16 protein-coding genes and 1 pseudogene are annotated in these 15,811 nt (G+C 68.5%); 5 read left to right on the plus strand and 12 right to left on the minus strand.

The genetic code is table 11. The features are described 5' to 3' along the window. The first annotated feature begins 45 nt into the window (after window positions 1-45). The 3 genes and pseudogenes from ABD830_RS21970 to ABD830_RS21980 all read left to right on the plus strand — a co-directional run. Complete coding sequence (locus ABD830_RS21970) at window positions 46-978, plus strand: cucumopine synthase-related protein (protein WP_344990247.1); 933 nt, start codon at window positions 46-48, stop codon at window positions 976-978. A 73-nt stretch (window positions 979-1,051) separates the two neighbouring features. Beyond that, window positions 1,052-2,230: a cytochrome P450 gene (locus tag ABD830_RS21975; protein ID WP_344990249.1), complete on the plus strand. Its 1,179-nt coding sequence runs from the start codon at window positions 1,052-1,054 to the stop codon at window positions 2,228-2,230. Between the two features lie 182 nt (window positions 2,231-2,412). Continuing rightward, a pseudogene (locus tag ABD830_RS21980) lies at window positions 2,413-2,538 on the plus strand (cytochrome P450); the annotation flags it as partial. Here the strand turns inward: ABD830_RS21980 and ABD830_RS21985 are convergent. From ABD830_RS21985 to ABD830_RS22015, 7 genes are all read right to left on the minus strand, one after another. Continuing rightward, on the minus strand, window positions 2,499-3,611 hold the full coding sequence (locus ABD830_RS21985) for a serine hydrolase domain-containing protein (RefSeq protein WP_344990252.1): 1,113 nt from the start codon (window positions 3,609-3,611) through the stop codon (window positions 2,499-2,501). The pseudogene ABD830_RS21980 and the gene ABD830_RS21985 sit on opposite strands and share 40 nt — an antisense overlap. Window positions 3,612-3,682: 71 nt before the next feature. Continuing rightward, the gene (locus ABD830_RS21990; RefSeq protein ID WP_344990255.1) at window positions 3,683-5,083 is read right to left on the minus strand and encodes a sensor histidine kinase; all 1,401 of its coding nucleotides are present in this window, start codon (window positions 5,081-5,083) and stop codon (window positions 3,683-3,685) included. Continuing rightward, window positions 5,080-5,757 carry a response regulator transcription factor gene (locus tag ABD830_RS21995; protein WP_344990258.1) on the minus strand — a complete coding sequence of 226 codons (678 nt, stop codon included), beginning with the start codon at window positions 5,755-5,757 and terminating at the stop codon, window positions 5,080-5,082. The genes ABD830_RS21990 and ABD830_RS21995 overlap by 4 nt, the downstream gene beginning before the upstream one ends. A gap of 58 nt (window positions 5,758-5,815) precedes the next feature. Continuing rightward, the gene (locus ABD830_RS22000; RefSeq protein WP_344990260.1) at window positions 5,816-6,514 is read right to left on the minus strand and encodes a hypothetical protein; all 699 of its coding nucleotides are present in this window, start codon (window positions 6,512-6,514) and stop codon (window positions 5,816-5,818) included. A gap of 133 nt (window positions 6,515-6,647) precedes the next feature. Further along, window positions 6,648-7,424 (minus strand): SigE family RNA polymerase sigma factor, encoded by a 777-nt coding sequence (locus tag ABD830_RS22005; RefSeq protein ID WP_344990263.1) that lies wholly within the window; start codon window positions 7,422-7,424, stop codon window positions 6,648-6,650. Between the two features lie 127 nt (window positions 7,425-7,551). Continuing rightward, complete coding sequence (locus ABD830_RS22010) at window positions 7,552-8,385, minus strand: NAD(P)H-binding protein (RefSeq protein ID WP_344990266.1); 834 nt, start codon at window positions 8,383-8,385, stop codon at window positions 7,552-7,554. Between the two features lie 47 nt (window positions 8,386-8,432). Further along, complete coding sequence (locus tag ABD830_RS22015; protein WP_344990268.1) at window positions 8,433-8,840, minus strand: hypothetical protein; 408 nt, start codon at window positions 8,838-8,840, stop codon at window positions 8,433-8,435. 129 nt (window positions 8,841-8,969) lie between these two features. Between ABD830_RS22015 and ABD830_RS22020 the strand changes: the two genes are divergently transcribed. Next, window positions 8,970-9,323: a hypothetical protein gene (locus tag ABD830_RS22020; RefSeq protein ID WP_344990271.1), complete on the plus strand. Its 354-nt coding sequence runs from the start codon at window positions 8,970-8,972 to the stop codon at window positions 9,321-9,323. Window positions 9,324-9,535: 212 nt separating this feature from the next. Here ABD830_RS22020 and ABD830_RS22025 read toward each other — a convergent pair whose 3' ends face one another. The 5 genes from ABD830_RS22025 to ABD830_RS22045 all read right to left on the minus strand — a co-directional run bounded on the left by ABD830_RS22025 (window position 9,536) and on the right by ABD830_RS22045 (window position 14,287). Next, the gene (locus ABD830_RS22025) at window positions 9,536-9,742 is read right to left on the minus strand and encodes a cold-shock protein (RefSeq protein ID WP_344990274.1); all 207 of its coding nucleotides are present in this window, start codon (window positions 9,740-9,742) and stop codon (window positions 9,536-9,538) included. 208 nt (window positions 9,743-9,950) lie between these two features. Next, the gene (locus ABD830_RS22030; protein WP_344990276.1) at window positions 9,951-10,115 is read right to left on the minus strand and encodes a hypothetical protein; all 165 of its coding nucleotides are present in this window, start codon (window positions 10,113-10,115) and stop codon (window positions 9,951-9,953) included. Window positions 10,116-10,982: 867 nt separating this feature from the next. Beyond that, complete coding sequence (locus ABD830_RS22035; RefSeq protein ID WP_344990278.1) at window positions 10,983-11,120, minus strand: hypothetical protein; 138 nt, start codon at window positions 11,118-11,120, stop codon at window positions 10,983-10,985. Between the two features lie 372 nt (window positions 11,121-11,492). Next, window positions 11,493-13,373 carry a hypothetical protein gene (locus tag ABD830_RS22040; protein WP_344990280.1) on the minus strand — a complete coding sequence of 627 codons (1,881 nt, stop codon included), beginning with the start codon at window positions 13,371-13,373 and terminating at the stop codon, window positions 11,493-11,495. After that, window positions 13,370-14,287: a TIGR02996 domain-containing protein gene (locus tag ABD830_RS22045; protein WP_344990282.1), complete on the minus strand. Its 918-nt coding sequence runs from the start codon at window positions 14,285-14,287 to the stop codon at window positions 13,370-13,372. Before ABD830_RS22045 ends, ABD830_RS22040 begins: the two co-directional genes overlap by 4 nt. A 209-nt stretch (window positions 14,288-14,496) precedes the next feature. On the opposite strand from ABD830_RS22045, the gene ABD830_RS22050 reads away from it, so the two are divergent. Next, a complete protein-coding gene (locus tag ABD830_RS22050) occupies window positions 14,497-15,786 on the plus strand; it encodes a DUF6745 domain-containing protein (protein WP_344990284.1) in 1,290 nt (429 codons plus the stop codon). The last annotated feature ends 25 nt before the right edge of the window (window positions 15,787-15,811 follow it).

The raw sequence follows: 15,811 nt of genomic DNA on the forward strand, positions 1-15,811 counted from the left end.
TCCAGAGAACAAGGCACGTCATCGCTTACATCAATTGGGGGACAGGTGTCTGCATATCCAGAACTCAGGGAGCTCATCACCAGGTACATTTCCGAGGAACCCTCGGAGATCCGGCAGATGCGCACCGGAACACTTCCCGACCTGCCCGGATCGTACGGTCAGTACTTCACCGCGTGGGATTTCGCGAACAGCATTGTCCGCGACTACTCCATGAATCTCTACCAGCTGGTGAGAATGGCGACGGACGAGAGCCTGTCCGTCGAGAACCTGCTCACGGTCTTCCGCACGTTGGATCCCATCTACAGCACCTTCCTCGGCTACAACGGCTTCCCGATGTTGGCGGAGTACGCCGCCAAGGTCGGGAAGCCCGCTGACGACCGCCGAGAACTCGTGGACAGGCTGTCGACGTTGACCGAATACGTGAACCGGCTGACGGCCTGGTCACATCACTACTTCCCGTGGCATGTCGGCGAGCACTACCGGTACGCCACGAGCGACGTCACGATGCGACCGGAGTACACGCCCGCACCGGTCGACACCGAGGACGATCCGCTCCGCCGCATTCCCATCAAGCTCACCTGGCAACCACTCGGCGTGGAGGTTACCGCCGAGCTTGCTTACGATCTCAATGAGCAGCTCTGTGTGGACTTCGTCAAGTCGCTGCCGTTCACGGTGCTGCAGGACCACGCGGTCGTCAGTGGCGAGTCCATGTACGCCTGGGCGCCGCTGGTGAGCGTGGCGCCGACGCCGGTGCGGGAACGCATCTGCGACGCGCCGATCGGCAGGCTCCGCTTCAGCCAGGCGACGGGCAACAAACTCATCGTCCAGTACGGACCGACCTCAGAGACGCTCAGCAATGCCGTCCTGGGCAAGGTGATCGACGATCACATCGACAGGCTCCCCGAGGTCGGCAAGGCCGTGTGGGAGAGCACGTTTCGCACGAAGGAACACATCTGGCTCACGGCCGAGCTCCTGTAGTGACCACCACGTCGGCAGGACGCGCCGCGCCGGAGAAAAGGGCCGGAGAAAAGGGCCGGAGAAAAGGGAAGGCATGACCAGCACATCGAGCAAGCCGACCAGAGATCTGCTGTTTCCCGAGCTGAGCGACTCGATCGAGGAGCGGATAGCCTGGTTCCAGCAGATGCAGAAGAACGAGCCATTACGCTTCCGTCCGGAGTACAACCTCTGGGAGGTGTTCCGGTACGAAGACGTCAGTCACGTGCTCAAGAATCCCGACACCTTCTCGGTGACCAACAAGACCCATATGGGCCTGCCATTCTCCTTCGGCCGGGCGGACATACCGGAGCATCGCTTCCTGCGCGGCTTCGTCGCGCGATCGTTCGTGCCGGGCAACATCGAGAGTCGGGCGCCGGAATTCACGTCGATGGTCGACTCGCTGCTCGCGCCCGCCCTGGCCTCCGGCAGGATGGAGACGCTCGGGGAGCTGTGCTTCCCGCTCATGGAACGCGTCATCGGGGACATGTTCGGGTTGCGGATCACGGGCGCCGGCCGTTTCCGTGAGTGGTCCGACCAGATGTTCGGCCAGCTGATCGGGGTTCGTTCGCCGGATCACGCCGACGTGGTCGATCTGTTCACGGAGCAGCTCAACGAGCGCAAACGCAAGCCGAGCGACGATCTGATGAGCGTTCTGCTCGCGGAGCGGAGCAAAGACGGACGATTGGCGGAGGAGAAAATCGTCCACATGTGCCTGGATCTGGCGACCGCGGGCAATGCCCCGCTCTCCCTCATGCTGGCCTACGCCATCGCTCGTTTCTGCCTGGACCCGGAGCTCTACCAGACGCTGCGGCGCGACCCCTCGCTGATTCCGGGGGCCATCGAGGAGATCCTTCGCTACGACTTCTCGTGGTTCAACCTGTGGCGCACGGCTCGGAACGACACCGTGCTGGGTGGGCACGAGATCAAGGCGGGTCAGTACGTGGTGGTCTGGGACTCGGCAGCCAACTTCGACGAGACCTACTTCCCACACGCGGAACGATTCGACATCAGGCGCTCCCCCAATCCCCATCTGACCTTCGGGCAGGGCATGTACATCTGTCTTGGCCTGCCCCTGGTGCGGGTGCTGGGGCGCATCGTGCTGGAGCGGCTCGTCGCCACCTTCTCCGACATTCGCTTCGATGCGGAGAAACCCATGCGGTCTCTTGATCAGATGAAGGACTACATCGTGTCGCTGGATGTGGTCCTGACACCGTCAAACGCCGCCGTTTCCTGACGTTCCCGCTGTCGGCCGTCTGAGACGAGGGCGGCACAGATGGCACAGACGAGGCGGCAGAGGAGGTGGCAACCGCGCACCTTCTTTGCCGCCTCGGTCAGGTTCTGCGACGGATGTCGCCGCCCGGCACCGCGTCCGGGTGGAAGCGCATCCACCGCCGCGGGCAGCCCGGGGCCGACCCGCTCCCCGCGCTCATCAACCGCTTCCCCACCATGCGCCTGGCCGTACCGGCTGAAGAGGTCGGCCTGCGCCCGGAGACCGCGGACATCTACGGAGTCAAGAGCCTCCCGGTCACCTGGGACGTGTGACCCCGACCTGCGCCACTCCGGGTCCTGACCACCTCGGCCGCCACGGCGTGGAAGGCGACGAGAGCCTCTTCCTGATCAGGGCGGCCTCCGGCGGTGGCCGACTTGACGACGACCACGCCGTGCTCGGGTGAGACGTAGATGTACTGGCCGCCGAGCCCGGCCGCCATGAAATCTCGACCCTCCCCGAGCCACCAGTGCAGGCCGTAGCGCGGGTTGGCCGGGGACGGGGCGGTGGACGCCCTGACCCAGGAGGCCGGGACGACCTGGCGGCCGTCGGCCTGGCCGCCGTGCAGGTAGAGCAGCCCGAAGCGGGCGTAGTCGCGGTCAGTGGCGTAGTAGCAGCAGTAGCCGAGGCTGTCACCGTGGGAGTCGTTGCCCACGGTGGCCGTGGATTCCATGCCGGCGGGTTGCCAGATCTTGCGCTGCACATACGTGTGGTACGGCACTCCGGTGGCCTTGGTGACGAGCCGGGCCAGGACGAAGGAGTTCATGCTGGTGTACTCGAACCGGGTGCCCCAGTCCCAGCCGCGCTTCTGCCGGGCGGCCATCTCCGTGATGGGGTAGCCCTTGTTGGCGGCGGCCTGCAGGCGTGGCGCGTCGGTGGCCTCGTCCCAGTCGATGCCGGACGACATGCGCAGCAGCTCGCGGATGGGCACCCCGGCGTAGCCGGAGCCGGCCAGCTCGGGCAGATATTTGTCCACGGGGTCGTCGACCGAGCTGATGCGTCCCTCGCCGAGCGCGATGCCGACGGCGGCCGAGGTGAACGACTTGGCCATCGACCAGGACTGGAAGCGGGTCGCACGGCTCGCGCCCGAATAGCGCTCGGCGACGATGTCCTGGCCGTCCAGGACGAGGAAGCCGTTGGTCTTCGTCCGGGTGAGGAAGTCCTCCAAGGTGTGTTCCTGGCCCTGGTAGGTGTAGGTCACCGAGAGCTTTCTGGGTGCGGTGCGCAGCTCGACCGGATGCGCCGACGGACTCAGCACGTCGGTGGTCTCGGCCGAGGCCGCGGTCGCGGTCATGCCTGGTATGGACAGCGCGAGCGTCAGTGCGGCCGCGTAGTGGGTGATGCGCATGTCATCTCCTCCGAAGGGGTTGCTCCGGGCGGGATAGTGACGCGCCTTTCTGGCATTTGTCTGGCAAGGGGCTATTCCAGCCAGGACCGCGTGGATCGTGGGGGTTGCCGGTCGGTCATGGGCAGGCGGATCTCGGCTCGCGTACCTGAACCGGTGGGGCAGGCGCCCAGCGTGGCGGTGCCGCCGTGCAGTGCCGCCTGCTGCCGGACCAGCGTGAGGCCGAGCCCCGAACCCGGACTGGCGGAGCTGCGGCGGAAGCGGGCGAACATCGCCTCACGGTCCTCCGGCGCGACCCCCGGACCCGCGTCCTGGACGACGAGGACGATCTCCTCCCCCACCTCCAGGGTCACGGTGATCGCGGCGTGGCCGGACGCGTCGGCGCCGTGCACGGCGGCGTTGTCGAGGAGGTTGTCGGCGACCAGGCGTAACCCTTCCACCCAGCCGCGCACCCGGACGGCGTCCGGCACGCGAGCGGTGATCGTGGCATGCGGATGACGCCGTCGGGCGGCCTCGACCGCGTCGTTGACGATCTCGGCGAGGTCGGCCTCGGCGAAGGCGGAGGCGTCCAGCAGCTCGCCGTGCGCGAGCCGGCGCAGCATGGTGATGAGCCGCTGGATCCGGCCGTGCTCGGCGACCAGATCGGCGACGATCTCGGTGCGGTCCGCGAGGTCGAGCCCGGGGTGGTTCAGGACGGTGAGGTTGGCGCCCATGCTGGTGAGCGGGGTGCGTAGCTCGTGCGCGGCGGTGGCCGCGAAGGCACGCGCGCTCTCCAGTGCCTCTCCGGTGCGGGCCACGGCCGCGTCGCGCCGGTCGAGGAGGTCGTTCAGGAGGCCGGCCAGCTCGTCGATCTCGGTGACGCCGGCCGTGGTCGCCAGCCGCGTCTCCGTCCGGGACGGCATGCCGATCGTACGTGCCTGCCTGCCAAGCTTCGACAGCGGCCGCACCGCGAACCTGCCGAGCAAGAGCCCCGCGACCACGCCCGCACCGACCGCGATCAGCGTGACCGAGACCAGTCGGTCGCGCAGCAGCGCGATCTGTCCGGCGACGTGCTCGTCCGGTTCGAAAAGGATCAGCCGCGCGTCCCCCTGCCGTCCCAATGGGGCGGCCACGAACCGCCAGCGCCGATCCCCCTCAGCGTGGTCGCCGGGACCCGCGCCCGCCGGAAGCCCCCCTGGCACATCCCCGATGACCAGCAGTTTCTCGCTGCCGACTGTGACGCATGCGCCGCCCGCGCCGGCGGCCGCGGCCAGCCGCTGCTGCAGGAAGCCGGGGGGCATGGCAGGCAGCAGGCGAGTTCGCCACGCGATCGTCGCCGCCAGCGGAGTCAGCGCCCGCAGCCGTGTCTCGAGCCGGTCGTCGCGCTGGGCGTTCAGGTCCCGGGAGACCCACCCCAGCACGGCCAGCCCCGCCACGGCCACGAGCAGCGGGACGGCGACGGCCAGGCAGAGGGCGAAACGCGTGGACAGCTTCATGGCTCTCGCAGGACGAACCCGACGCCGCGCACGGTGTGCAGCATGCGCGGCTCACCGCCCGCCTCCAGCTTTCGCCGCAGATATCCGACGAACGTGTCCACCGCGTTGTCGGTCACCTCGAAGTCGTAGCCCCAGACGCGCTCCAGCAGCAGCGGCCGGGACAGCACGATCCCGCTGTTCCGCGCCAGCACCTCCAGCAGGTCGAACTCACGCCGCGTCACCTCGATCGCCCGGCCTCGCAACGTGACGCGGCGCGCGTCTGGTTCGACGACCAACGGCCCGACGCGTACCGCCATACCCGGGGCAGATCCGGCACGGCGTAACAGGGCACGCAGGCGCAGCACCAGCTCACCCAGGTCGAACGGCTTGACGACGTAGTCGTCGGCGCCCGCCGCCAGCCCGGCCCTGCGGTCGGCCACCTCGTCCATGGCCGACAACATCAGCACCGGCACCTGTGACCCGGACTCCCGTAATCGGCTGCACACCTCAATACCTGACATTTCTGGCATGGACACATCGAGGATGATCGCATCGGGCTGTCCCTCCGCCTGCTCCAGCGCCTGCCGCCCCGATTCGGCGGTGTCCACGGCGAAGCCCTCCAGCCGCAGGCCACGCCAGAGCGAGCGCAGGATGGCCTGATCGTCGTCCACCGCCAGGATCCGGTACGCGGTCATCGCGGCAGTCTATTTCGCCCTGACCGCGACGATCGAGATGTCCCGCATGAGGCCGAGCTCAGAACTCGGAAGTGCCCACCTCGGCCGACGTCCCTGCCCTCGGCGCCCGCGCCTGCCGCTGGTACTCGGCGACCCGGGCGTTCAGCATGAGCAGCCGGAGGTTGTTGACCAGCGTGACAGCGACCAGGCAGCCGGCGACGAGTGCGACCGTGCCGTAGCCGGGCCGGTCATCGGCCAGCGAGCCCACAGTGGCCAGCGCGCCGATGACGACGACGATCCAGCCGAGCCGCAGGCCGGGCGCGATGCCGTCAGTGTCGCCGTGCAGCAGCATCTGCCCGCACCGGAGGAACTGAATGCCGAGCAGCGCAGGTATCCCGGCGACGAAGCATCCGACGACCATCACGCCGGCGATCCCTCCGGCGCTGCTGCCGCTGTCGTGCGGGATCCGATAGGCGGAGACGAGGATCGCGAGGGCTGCGAGGAACCACGGCGCGCTGTAGGCGATGACGGGCACGCCGACGCTGCGGAAGTTGCGCCGTAGCGTGGGATCCGCCATCGCCGGCGAGCGGCTGAAGCCTGTCGTCCAGTTCGCAATCACATGACGGACCAGCAGGACCGCCGGCACTCCGGCGAGAGCGAGTCCGATGGCGAACAGCGGCAGACCCGCCCGGACGTCGCCGTCCACGAGCTTGCCCAGCCCGATCGCGAGCGTCAGCACGCCGGTGGCGATGACGAAACGCAGAAGTCGGAGGCTCACCAGGACCTCCTCCATCGGTGGGATGACACGGCGGTGGCTGTGGCCAGGGCTACGCCCAGGTTTGACGCGATCATGCGCGGCATCGTGACAGTCTTTTATGGCAGTTCTCTGGCAAAGAGCGGAGGCCGCCCCATCAGCTCCTGTCGTAGACCCCGGCGGCCCACTCTCCGGGCCTGACTCCCAGGTCGGCGGCCAGTTCCAGGGCGACGTCGTACCTGACCAGTTCCTCGGCCGCGTACCTGCCGTTGCAGGTCCCCTTCCGCTTGTCGACCACGGCACACGCCTGCCCGTACGCCGGGTGCAGCCGTCCAGCGACGTCGGCCCGATGAGCTCGGTGGGCGGAAAGACCCACACGCGGATGGACTGGTGCCCGTCCGACCATCCGGAGGGCAGCGACTTCCGGTCGTAGGTGTGCCGGGCCATGCCGCCCTCGCACCGGGTGACCTGCCCCGCGCGGCTGCCTTGCCCGCCCGAGCTGGGTCTTCACCGTGCCCAGCGAGCAGCCGAGGACGTCGGCGCACTGTGGCAGCGTCAGGTCCTCGAAGTAGTGCAGGACGATCACCGCCCGCTGCCGGTCCGACAACCCTCTGATCGCCGCCCAGAGCGCGTCCTTCTCGCCGAGCTCGCGGGCGAAGTCGCCGCGGGCGGTCGTGTCGGGGAGCGACTCCGTGGGCACCTCGCCGCGCCAACGTTTTCGCCACCAGGAGGCGTGCGTGTTGGTCAAGATGCGATAGACGTACGGGTCGGGATCGCCCTTGATGCGCCGCCACGCCTGCCACGCCCTGGCCAGCGTGATCTGCACCAGGTCCTCGGCTCCCACCGCACCTCCGCGGCCTCGACCAGACCGCGACGCCGTCCGAGCGGCCGCCACCCTGCTCCGCGTCGGTCTCTGGAGTGGCGTTGAGGGCACCCCGCCGGACGCAGCCGAGCCGGTCGGGTGTCGCGCGGTCAAGGCGCCGGCTGACGGCGGAGCGTGCGGGCCTCCGCCACCCCCGTCCAGGGCGACGGCCGGTGCCGCCCGTGCCCGGCGGCCGAGGTCAGCGAAAGGCGTCGGCGTGTGCTTCCGCCCACTGTCCGAAGGTACGGGGCGGGTGTCCGGTCACCTCCCGTACGGTCGGCAGGACGTGCGACTCGTCGAGTGTGCCGTCGACGTAGAAGCTGAAGAAGGCGTCGACGTACTCCGCCGGCATGGTCGCCTCCATCTCGACCCGGGCTTCCTCATCCGGCAGAGCCTCGCAGCGCAGGTCCCTGCCCAGCACCTTGGCCAGTACGGCGACCTGGTCGGCGGGCAGCAGCGAGTCCGGGCCGGTCAGCTCGTGGATCCGGCCCTCATGCCCGTCACCCGTCAGCGCCCGGGCCGCCACGGCCGCGATGTCGGCGGGGTCGATGGCGGCGGCCGCGACTGCGGCGAACGGCACGCGCACCAGGTCCCCGGCCCGAAGCTGCGGCAACCAGCGCAGCGCGTTGGACATGAACGCCCTGGGCCGCAGGAACGTCCAGGGCATGCCCGCCTCCCGTACGGCGCGCTCGGAAAGCGTCATGTAGCGGGAGATCGCATTGCTCATGTCCGCCAGCGCGGCGGAGCCGCCCGACAGCAGCACGACCCGTTCCACCCCGGCTCGGCGCATCTGGGCCAGCAGGCCGGGCATGTCCGCATATCCCGGCAGCAGGAACACTCCCCGCACGCCGATCAGCGCATCGGCCAGGCTGTCGGGCCGGTTCAGGTCGCCGGTGACGGGCTGGACGCCGGGCGGCAGAGTGACGCCCCGAGGGTCGCGCACCAGCGCGCGCACCCGCTGCCCCGCCTGGGCCAGCTCGGCCACCACGTGCGACCCGGTGTTGCCGGTGGCGCCGGTCACTAAGATCATCATCAGTCCCATCAGGTCATGAGGTGCGGGGGCGAAGAGCTCCGACGGCGCTATGCGGCACCGGCGAGGCCGACGGCGAGGGCGATCAGCGCGATGGCCAGGAGCAGTGCCCCTCCTCGCGTGAGCATCGTGCCGGGCGAGCGGGCGCCCTGCCGGCCAACCGCCAAATGCAGGAAGAATCCACCTGATTGCGCCAGCACTCCGGCCAGCAGGATCCCGCCTGCCAGCCACTCCAGGCCGTCGGGGAAACCGGCGCGGGGCAGGTAGAGGAAGTAGACGAGCGACAGCACCAGCAGTACGCCGGCGTGCGCGTGGCCGGCGCGGAAGAACCGCTCGCGGAACTCATCCAGCTTCTCGCGATCGGTGGTGATGAAGCGGAGCAGCGCATGCCCGCCGAACTCCACCGTGACGACCGAAGCCAGGGCGATGATCGGCAGGATCTCGGCGGCCTTTCCCATCCGATCCCTCCTCACTGTGCGATCTTGCTGAATTGACGCAAGAAATCGTGACGTTCGGCGAAGAAGAGCCGATAGTGTCCCTGTCATCGGCCGAGTATGCATTTTGCACGGCTCATCGGGAGGCACCGAGTGGGGCGCATCGCAGACGACCTCCCGTTACGGCTTGCCCGGGGCATGCTGTGGGCCACGTTCGGCATCCTGTTCTACATCCGCGCGGCCGGCGGGCTGGACAACGGCGCCGGCGTGCTCGGGGCGCTGCTCGCCATGGCGCCGTATCCACCGCTCGTCACGCTGGTGGTGTGGCGCCGGAACACGGCCGTCCGGTACGGGCTCCTCGCAGCCGTGGTGCCGCTCTACTTCGTGCCGTTCCTGGTGGTCGGCGAGCTCTGGGACGTTGCCCGTGCGCGCGGCGGTTCTCATCGCGGCGGCTGCGACGGTCCGGCGGTCTGCGGTGGGATCACCAGGGGCATGAAGCCATCCTGACTGCCGCGAATCACCCTGATCGGGCTCCATCGAGCGTTCCGTCGCGGGTCAGGGTAGGTTCGAGAGATACCCGGGCCGGCTGGCAACCCACCATACGCCGCCCCTGCCCTGCTCGCCCGTCATCCCACGCGGTAATGCGAAAGCACGGGCTGAACGAGGTCCGGGCCCGCACCCGTGACGGGCGCGGACCCGGGACTCAGGACCGTGTCAGATCAGGCAGCGACGATGTTCTCCGCCTGCGGGCCCTTCTGGCCCTGGACGATGTCGAAGGACACCTTCTGGCCCTCGCGCAGCTCGCGGTAGCCGCCGTTGGCCACGATGTTGGAGTAGTGCGCGAAGACGTCGGCGCCGCCGCCGTCCTGCTCGATGAAGCCGAAGCCCTTTTCGGCGTTGAACCACTTGACGGTTCCGGAAGCCATGGCGATCTCCTTCAGAGATGTGCAGGGACGCGATTCGCACCGTGCGAATCACCGTGTCGCCGCGATGAAGCCCATCCGGAGATGACCGGAAAACCGAAACGCACCTGCGGAACAAACTCCGCCAGGTGCGCCCAAAGTCATTTTATGGGTACAACAACTGCGATGATTTCGAGGCTATCACAGTTTCCTGAGTGCCGGACCGACACCATCAGCAGGCGACCACGACTTCGCGACGAGGCGCCGGCGCCACTCTCGTCTCATACCGGGACTGGAGGACGGGAGCCGCGGTGAGGAGCAGTGCAGCGGTGGCGGCCATCCGCAGCCGGCGGGCCATCCGGCCGCTCGGCACCCGGCCGAGCGTCGTTGATGTCACCCGCCCACTCCTCCTTGTGGACCGTGACAGCTTGCACCGCTGTCAGAGGAATCGTGTGCACAGGAGATTCGTGTCGTGTCCGAGAGGCAGCCAATCGCCACCATCTCGTACGCCTATTTCCGGCCTTGCAGCAAGGAGGTACACACAAGGCCAAGGCCGCACCACGAAACAATGGAATGACCCGGTCAAGTCGGCGTACAAATATGCGCCAAATAATATTTGGGCGCCCGGTCGTTTCCAACCCGAACGATCACGGCGTGACTCTGCGTAAGCGCCGCAGTGGCGCAGTGGACGAGGCCGGCGACGAGCGGACGACCTCTTCACCCACGAGTACGGAGCCCGCCCTGGCAGCAGGCCCTTCAAGATCCGCCGCCACGACCGGGCGACGAACCTGTGGCCGCTGACCCTGCTGTCCTTCGGCGAAAGCTGACCGTGGAGGCGGCACTGAAGTCCGAGTCGATCGCACTCCCGGCCACGGCGAACACAATGCGTTCAGGCGTCATCAAGGCGATGCGTTCACTGCGGTGATGGACACCCCGTCCACGGGGAGCGTTCCGGCGGCTCAGGGGACGATGGCTCCCCGCTGTCACGTCTGATCCTCGACGTCGCTCCCCAATGCGACATCGAGGAGGTGGGCTCCGGGCATCGTGGAGGGTGATGCCGGAGCCGCCTCGCGCCCACCTGCGGCATCGCGGTGGGATTGTCCTTGAGCCACTGCGCGTTGGCCGCATGCTCGGCCCTCTCTTCGGCCTCGCTTCGCCGGGCCGGCACCTCTGCATGATCGTCTGTCTTGCAGCACGGCCATGAACGACGGCATCACGCTCCTCGCCGTTCAACGGCCGGCCGGCTTGGGGACGTCTGTCATCGTCACAGCTTGACGAGTTTGGCGTACGGCGCGGTGAGGCGACGCGTCTCCGCACCGAAGTCGATGACAACGGCGAGGTCTTCCTCGACCGCGACGACCCGGCCGAGACCGTATTTGTCGTGGCTCACCTGGTCTCGCACGGCGAACTGCTCAACAGGGGGTGGAGGAGCCTCGGGAACGTTGAAGGGACTTCCTGGCGGGCGTTGCCGGGCCACGGCGCGAGTATGCCTCATTGGTGCAAGTATGCCCCCTATCAGCGGATATATCGACAATCCGCAGGGTCGAACCTGCATTGCGTCATTGCCCGCACCTTGCGTACCACACAGACCGCCTGTCCATCGCCCTGTCCGCGCCGAGATGCGTCTCCGACCAGTTCCTCTGGCTCGCCTACCTGGCTGGCCTGCCACCGATGTGCAGTGTCGGCGCCTGACAGTGCGTTCCGGGCCGTACGAGCACGCACCGAACACGGCCGATACCACCTGTGACCAACTGCGGCGGTCGTCCTCGTCGCTTCAGTCGTCCTCGTCGTCCCAGTCGTCCTCGTCGTCCCACAGGTCGCTGGGCGGCAGCGGGTGCTCGTCGTCGATGAGGGAGTCGTCCACCGAGCGCCGCCAGGCGTGGCTCTCGTCCGGGTCGGCCCAATCCTCCTCGGTGATCCTCGGGATGGGAATGGTGGCCCGCTGGTGGTCGACCATCCAGGAGTTGCGGAAGAAGTCGAACGTGAGGTGGTAGCAGCCTGCGGACTCGGTGTAGATGATGGGCGGGACAAGGAACTGCGCCACGCCGACCTTGGCCGCGACGACCACATAGTCCTCGGGGATGGATTCGTCGTTCCAGCAGGCGGCGAAGTTCACCGGCTGGAGCGTGCCCTTGCCGAGCACGTGGATGAGGTTGTCCTGGATGACGAACTGGTCCGGGTCGAGGGCCACGTCCTCGCCGAGCATGAGGATCGGCGCGGGCAGGATGTGCGCCTTGGCGAAGGACTGCGCGTCGGTGTAGAGCTCGATGATCTCGTCGTGGCGTGTGGGATCGTAGCGTCCGGAGGAGTGGAACGGGCAGCAGATCTCGCGCTTGGGCCGCTCCGGCTCGGGGAAGAACGCGGACTTGTCCACCCGCGTCATGGCGGACCCGCTCTGCCTGGCCTGCAGGAACTCGGGGATCCAGTCGGCGTTGTCGGACTCGATCACCTCTGTCCGGCAGAGCGCCCGGAACGCGGTGTCGCCGACCTTGCAGTTGAAGTAGTCGAGAAGGGTGAGCGCGGCGCACTCCGGCAGCGACAACGCGTCGGTCTTGGCGAACCAGAAGTCGTAGCCGTTGGCCACGAAGTGCACCCCGCGGAACTCCTTGTGCACGAAGGTCTCGCGGGCAGGACCCTGGCCCCAGCCGTTCCAGTGGGCGGCCGCCACCTGGTTGTAGTAGGCGTCGGCGTGCCGGGCCAGCTCCGGTGCGAACACACTCTCACCGGTCAGATAGCAGGCCTTGCTGAACAGCTCACCGATCTCCGGCGCCTCGAGGACCTCGTCGGCGGTGAAGATGAGTTCGGTACGCAGGAACACCTTACGGCCGTCACGGTAGGGGGCGCCCTCGTGCTCGTACCGCTGATCGAAGATCACGCACGTGAACTCGCCGATCTCGCTGAGCGCGGCGCCGCCGACCAGGTCCAGCGCGGGTGACCCCGTACCGCCGGTCAGGTACAGCAGCAGCGTGTACCGGGAGATGTGCCGCCGCGACGCGTCATAGTACGGCGTGTCCCGATGCCGGTGGAAGTTCGCGTCACCGGGCTCGAACCGGTTACACCGGAACACCGGGTTCACATGCGAGAACCCCTCCGCCGTCGTCGGCGGCAACGCGTCGGCCACCGCCGCGGTCAACGCCTCGGCCAGCAGCGCCGAGTGGAAGATGAATCGTTCGCCGCCCCGGGACACGGCGTTCAGCGGCGGCACGTACAGCTTCAACTCGTCCAGCTGCGCCAGCCGGGCCTGGGCCTCCGCCGGCAACCGCAGCGAGAACGAGAACACCCCATCCGCGTGCTCCGCTCGCTCCGTCAGGTCCGCCTCCAACGGCACGCCCTCGAACAGGCGGTCCAGCGGGACGATGTTCTCGAACGTACGAAATGACAACTCGTGCGGATCCACGAACACCGCCGCCAGATACGGCGCGTCCGCGCTGGGCCGGGCGAACAGATCCCGCACCCGCTCGTCGATTCGCTCGGCGTCGATGAACCGCACTGCCTTGAAGCGTGCCGACGGATGCCATGAGACGTCCAGTCCGTCCACCGTCGCGGCCGGCTCGGCGTCGGTCGCGTCCACCTCCGCCCGATACCGGGCGGTCTCCTCGGCGGGCGCCTCCCCTGCCGACAGGACGAAGAAACGATCCCGGAGTTCGATGCTCACATGGCCCTCCACAAGCTGCGCAGCCCCGACGGAAGGTTCGTGGCCTGTGCCAGTTTCCGCACACCGTCCTGGCCCACATCGGAGTCGTACAGCCACAGCCGCTCGAGTGACCCGGCGAACGGGGCGGCGAGCAGGGCCTCCGCGCCCGCCTCACCGATGTCGTTGTATCGCAGGTCGAGCTCGGTCAGTTCCGGAAACCGACGCAGGGAACGCACACCCTCGGCGGTCACCCTGTTGCGCTGCAGGTGCAGGCGGCGCAGCCCGCGCAGGTGCGGGGACGCCGCGAGGGCCGCCAGACCGGCGTCGCCGATCCGGCAATACCGCAGTCGCAGCGCCCGCAACCGATCCGTGCGGAGCGAGGTGGCGAGGATTTCGGCGCCGTCGGGGCCGAGGTCCAGATAGGAGAGGTCGAGCTCGACGAGTCGTCCGGCGTCCAGCCCGTCGAGCGCCTTCATGTCGAAACACCCAGGGCGCACCTCGGCTCCCGGGCTGCCTTCCCCCTCGTCGTCGTCCCAGTCCTCGTCGTCGTCCCAGTCCTCGTCGTCGGCCGCCGCGTTCGGCGTGATGCTCAGCGTGGTGACGAACCGGCCGCGCAGCACCTGCTCCAGGACATCGCGGATGTCGTCCGACCACGCGACGGCCACCTCCGAGGCGAAGCCGTGCCGGCGCGCCAGCACACGCGCCGTCGCCGGCAACCCGTCGTCCCATCCGCCCTCGTGCTCCGCGACGAGGTCCGCGATCTCACGCTCCACGGCCGGGCGATCGGCGGGGCGGGTGCGTGCCAGGCGCTGCTCGAGACGGATCAGCGTGCCTCTGGCGTCGCCCTGCTCCAGCAGCCAGTCGCTGTAGGCGAGCCACGAGGCGAGGTCGTCGGGATGGACCCGTAACTCGTCTTCGACTTCGGTCCCCTGCATTCGTACGAATGTACGGAGATCAGCCGATGTGTCAAGCCAATCTGTCAAACCGACGCACGCCATCGACGAACGGCCGCAAATTGTCCTAGCGGGCCGGTATCGTGCTGCGCCGAGTCATGATCGACGGCGTGGACGCTCCACGCCACACGGTGTCCATCGCGGCATCCTCGGGCTACGTCAGGGGCCGCCTCAGCTGGAGGTTTCCGCCTGTGAATCCACCGGGTCCAGCCCGTTCGACGGCCGACGAACGGGAGGAGCACAGCCGGGACGGCGCCGCCGCCGAGAGGCGGGCGTGGGAGTCCGCCGCCCGTGCCTGCTACCGGGAGATCGGCGTCCCGTTCCCGGAACGGGTCGTATGGGTCTCCTCACCGCTCGTCGGCGCGTTCGCCGCACCGATCGCCGCCTGCCTGAGCATCGGTCACCGCAACACCCGCGTCCTCAACTCCGTCTACCGCGCGGTGGACGACACCGCAGGTCAGACCGTCGGCCGCGCAGTGCGCGCCGCGGTCCAGGCGGCGGCGGACGGCGCGATGAGCGATCCGGTGCATGGCGCGGCGGCCACCGCCCTGCACACCGAGATCACCGCGAGAATGGGCTCCGCGCTGGCCGCGGTCGTGCGGGACACGCCGCACGAAGCGGTACGGGAAACGGCGCACGACACTCTCCCCCGCGAAGAAAGCCGGATCCTGCCCACCACCCCGTTGGCCACGCTCGCCGAGGCGTCGGACGAGGCCGTACGGGCGGCGGTGGACGCGGCGGTCGGCGGGCCGCGGCAGGACACGATCCGCGGCGAGGTGCGCCGGCTGTGGCGGGCTCGCCTCGACTTCCAGCGCTCCGGTACGTGGCTGAACCTCGTCGGCCACTTCCAGCAGACCGCGGCCCTGCCGCTCGACGAGGAGCAGCCGCAGCGACCCATCGCGGAGCGGATCGCGGAGCAGGCGCCCGCCGGCTGGTGGTGGTGGCCCTTCCAGGACTTCGTCATGCTCTGTCCGCGTCCGGCCGAGATTCACCTCGAGCAGGTCGGCGAGGGCGCCGGGGCCACGCACCGGCCACACCGCGCCGACGGCCCCGCGGCCGGCTGGGCCGACGGTTTCGGGGTGTACTTCTGGCACGGGACCCACGTCCCCCGAGCCGTCATCGACGACACCCTCACCACGGACGAGATCCTCCGCGAATCCAACGCCGAGATCCGCCGCTGCGCCATCGAACGCCGCGGCTGGGACCGCTTCATCGCCGAGGCCGGCCTGGCCCAGATCGGACCCGCCGTGCCCGACCCCGGCAACCCCGGCCAGACCCTCACCCTGCACGACGTCCCCGAAGGCATCTACGCCACACACGTGCGGGTTCTGCTGTGCACCAACGGCACCGTCGAACGGGACGGCACCCGCCGCCGCTTCGGCCTCACCGTCCCTGCCGACTGCACCGACCCCCTCCAGGCCGCCGCCTGGACCTACGGCCTCACTCCGGCGCAGTACGCCGCGGCACAACGACGATCCTGACCCCCGCCCACCGGCAAGGAGCCCA

The sequence above is a fragment of the Nonomuraea helvata genome, from assembly GCF_039535785.1.
Classification (GTDB): domain Bacteria; phylum Actinomycetota; class Actinomycetes; order Streptosporangiales; family Streptosporangiaceae; genus Nonomuraea; species Nonomuraea helvata.

Bases quoted from the DNA above. Each gene is read 5' to 3' on its own strand.
- ABD830_RS21975 (WP_344990249.1), top strand. From the start codon at position 1,052: ATGACCAGCACATCGAGCAAGCCGACCAGAGATCTGCTGTTTCCCGAG.
- ABD830_RS21985 (WP_344990252.1), bottom strand. From the start codon at position 3,611: ATGCGCATCACCCACTACGCGGCCGCACTGACGCTCGCGCTGTCCATA.
- ABD830_RS21990 (WP_344990255.1), bottom strand. From the start codon at position 5,083: ATGAAGCTGTCCACGCGTTTCGCCCTCTGCCTGGCCGTCGCCGTCCCG.
- ABD830_RS21995 (WP_344990258.1), bottom strand. From the start codon at position 5,757: ATGACCGCGTACCGGATCCTGGCGGTGGACGACGATCAGGCCATCCTG.
- ABD830_RS22010 (WP_344990266.1), bottom strand. From the start codon at position 8,385: ATGATGATCTTAGTGACCGGCGCCACCGGCAACACCGGGTCGCACGTG.
- ABD830_RS22015 (WP_344990268.1), bottom strand. From the start codon at position 8,840: ATGGGAAAGGCCGCCGAGATCCTGCCGATCATCGCCCTGGCTTCGGTC.
- ABD830_RS22025 (WP_344990274.1), bottom strand. From the start codon at position 9,742: ATGGCTTCCGGAACCGTCAAGTGGTTCAACGCCGAAAAGGGCTTCGGC.
- ABD830_RS22045 (WP_344990282.1), bottom strand. From the start codon at position 14,287: ATGCAGGGGACCGAAGTCGAAGACGAGTTACGGGTCCATCCCGACGAC.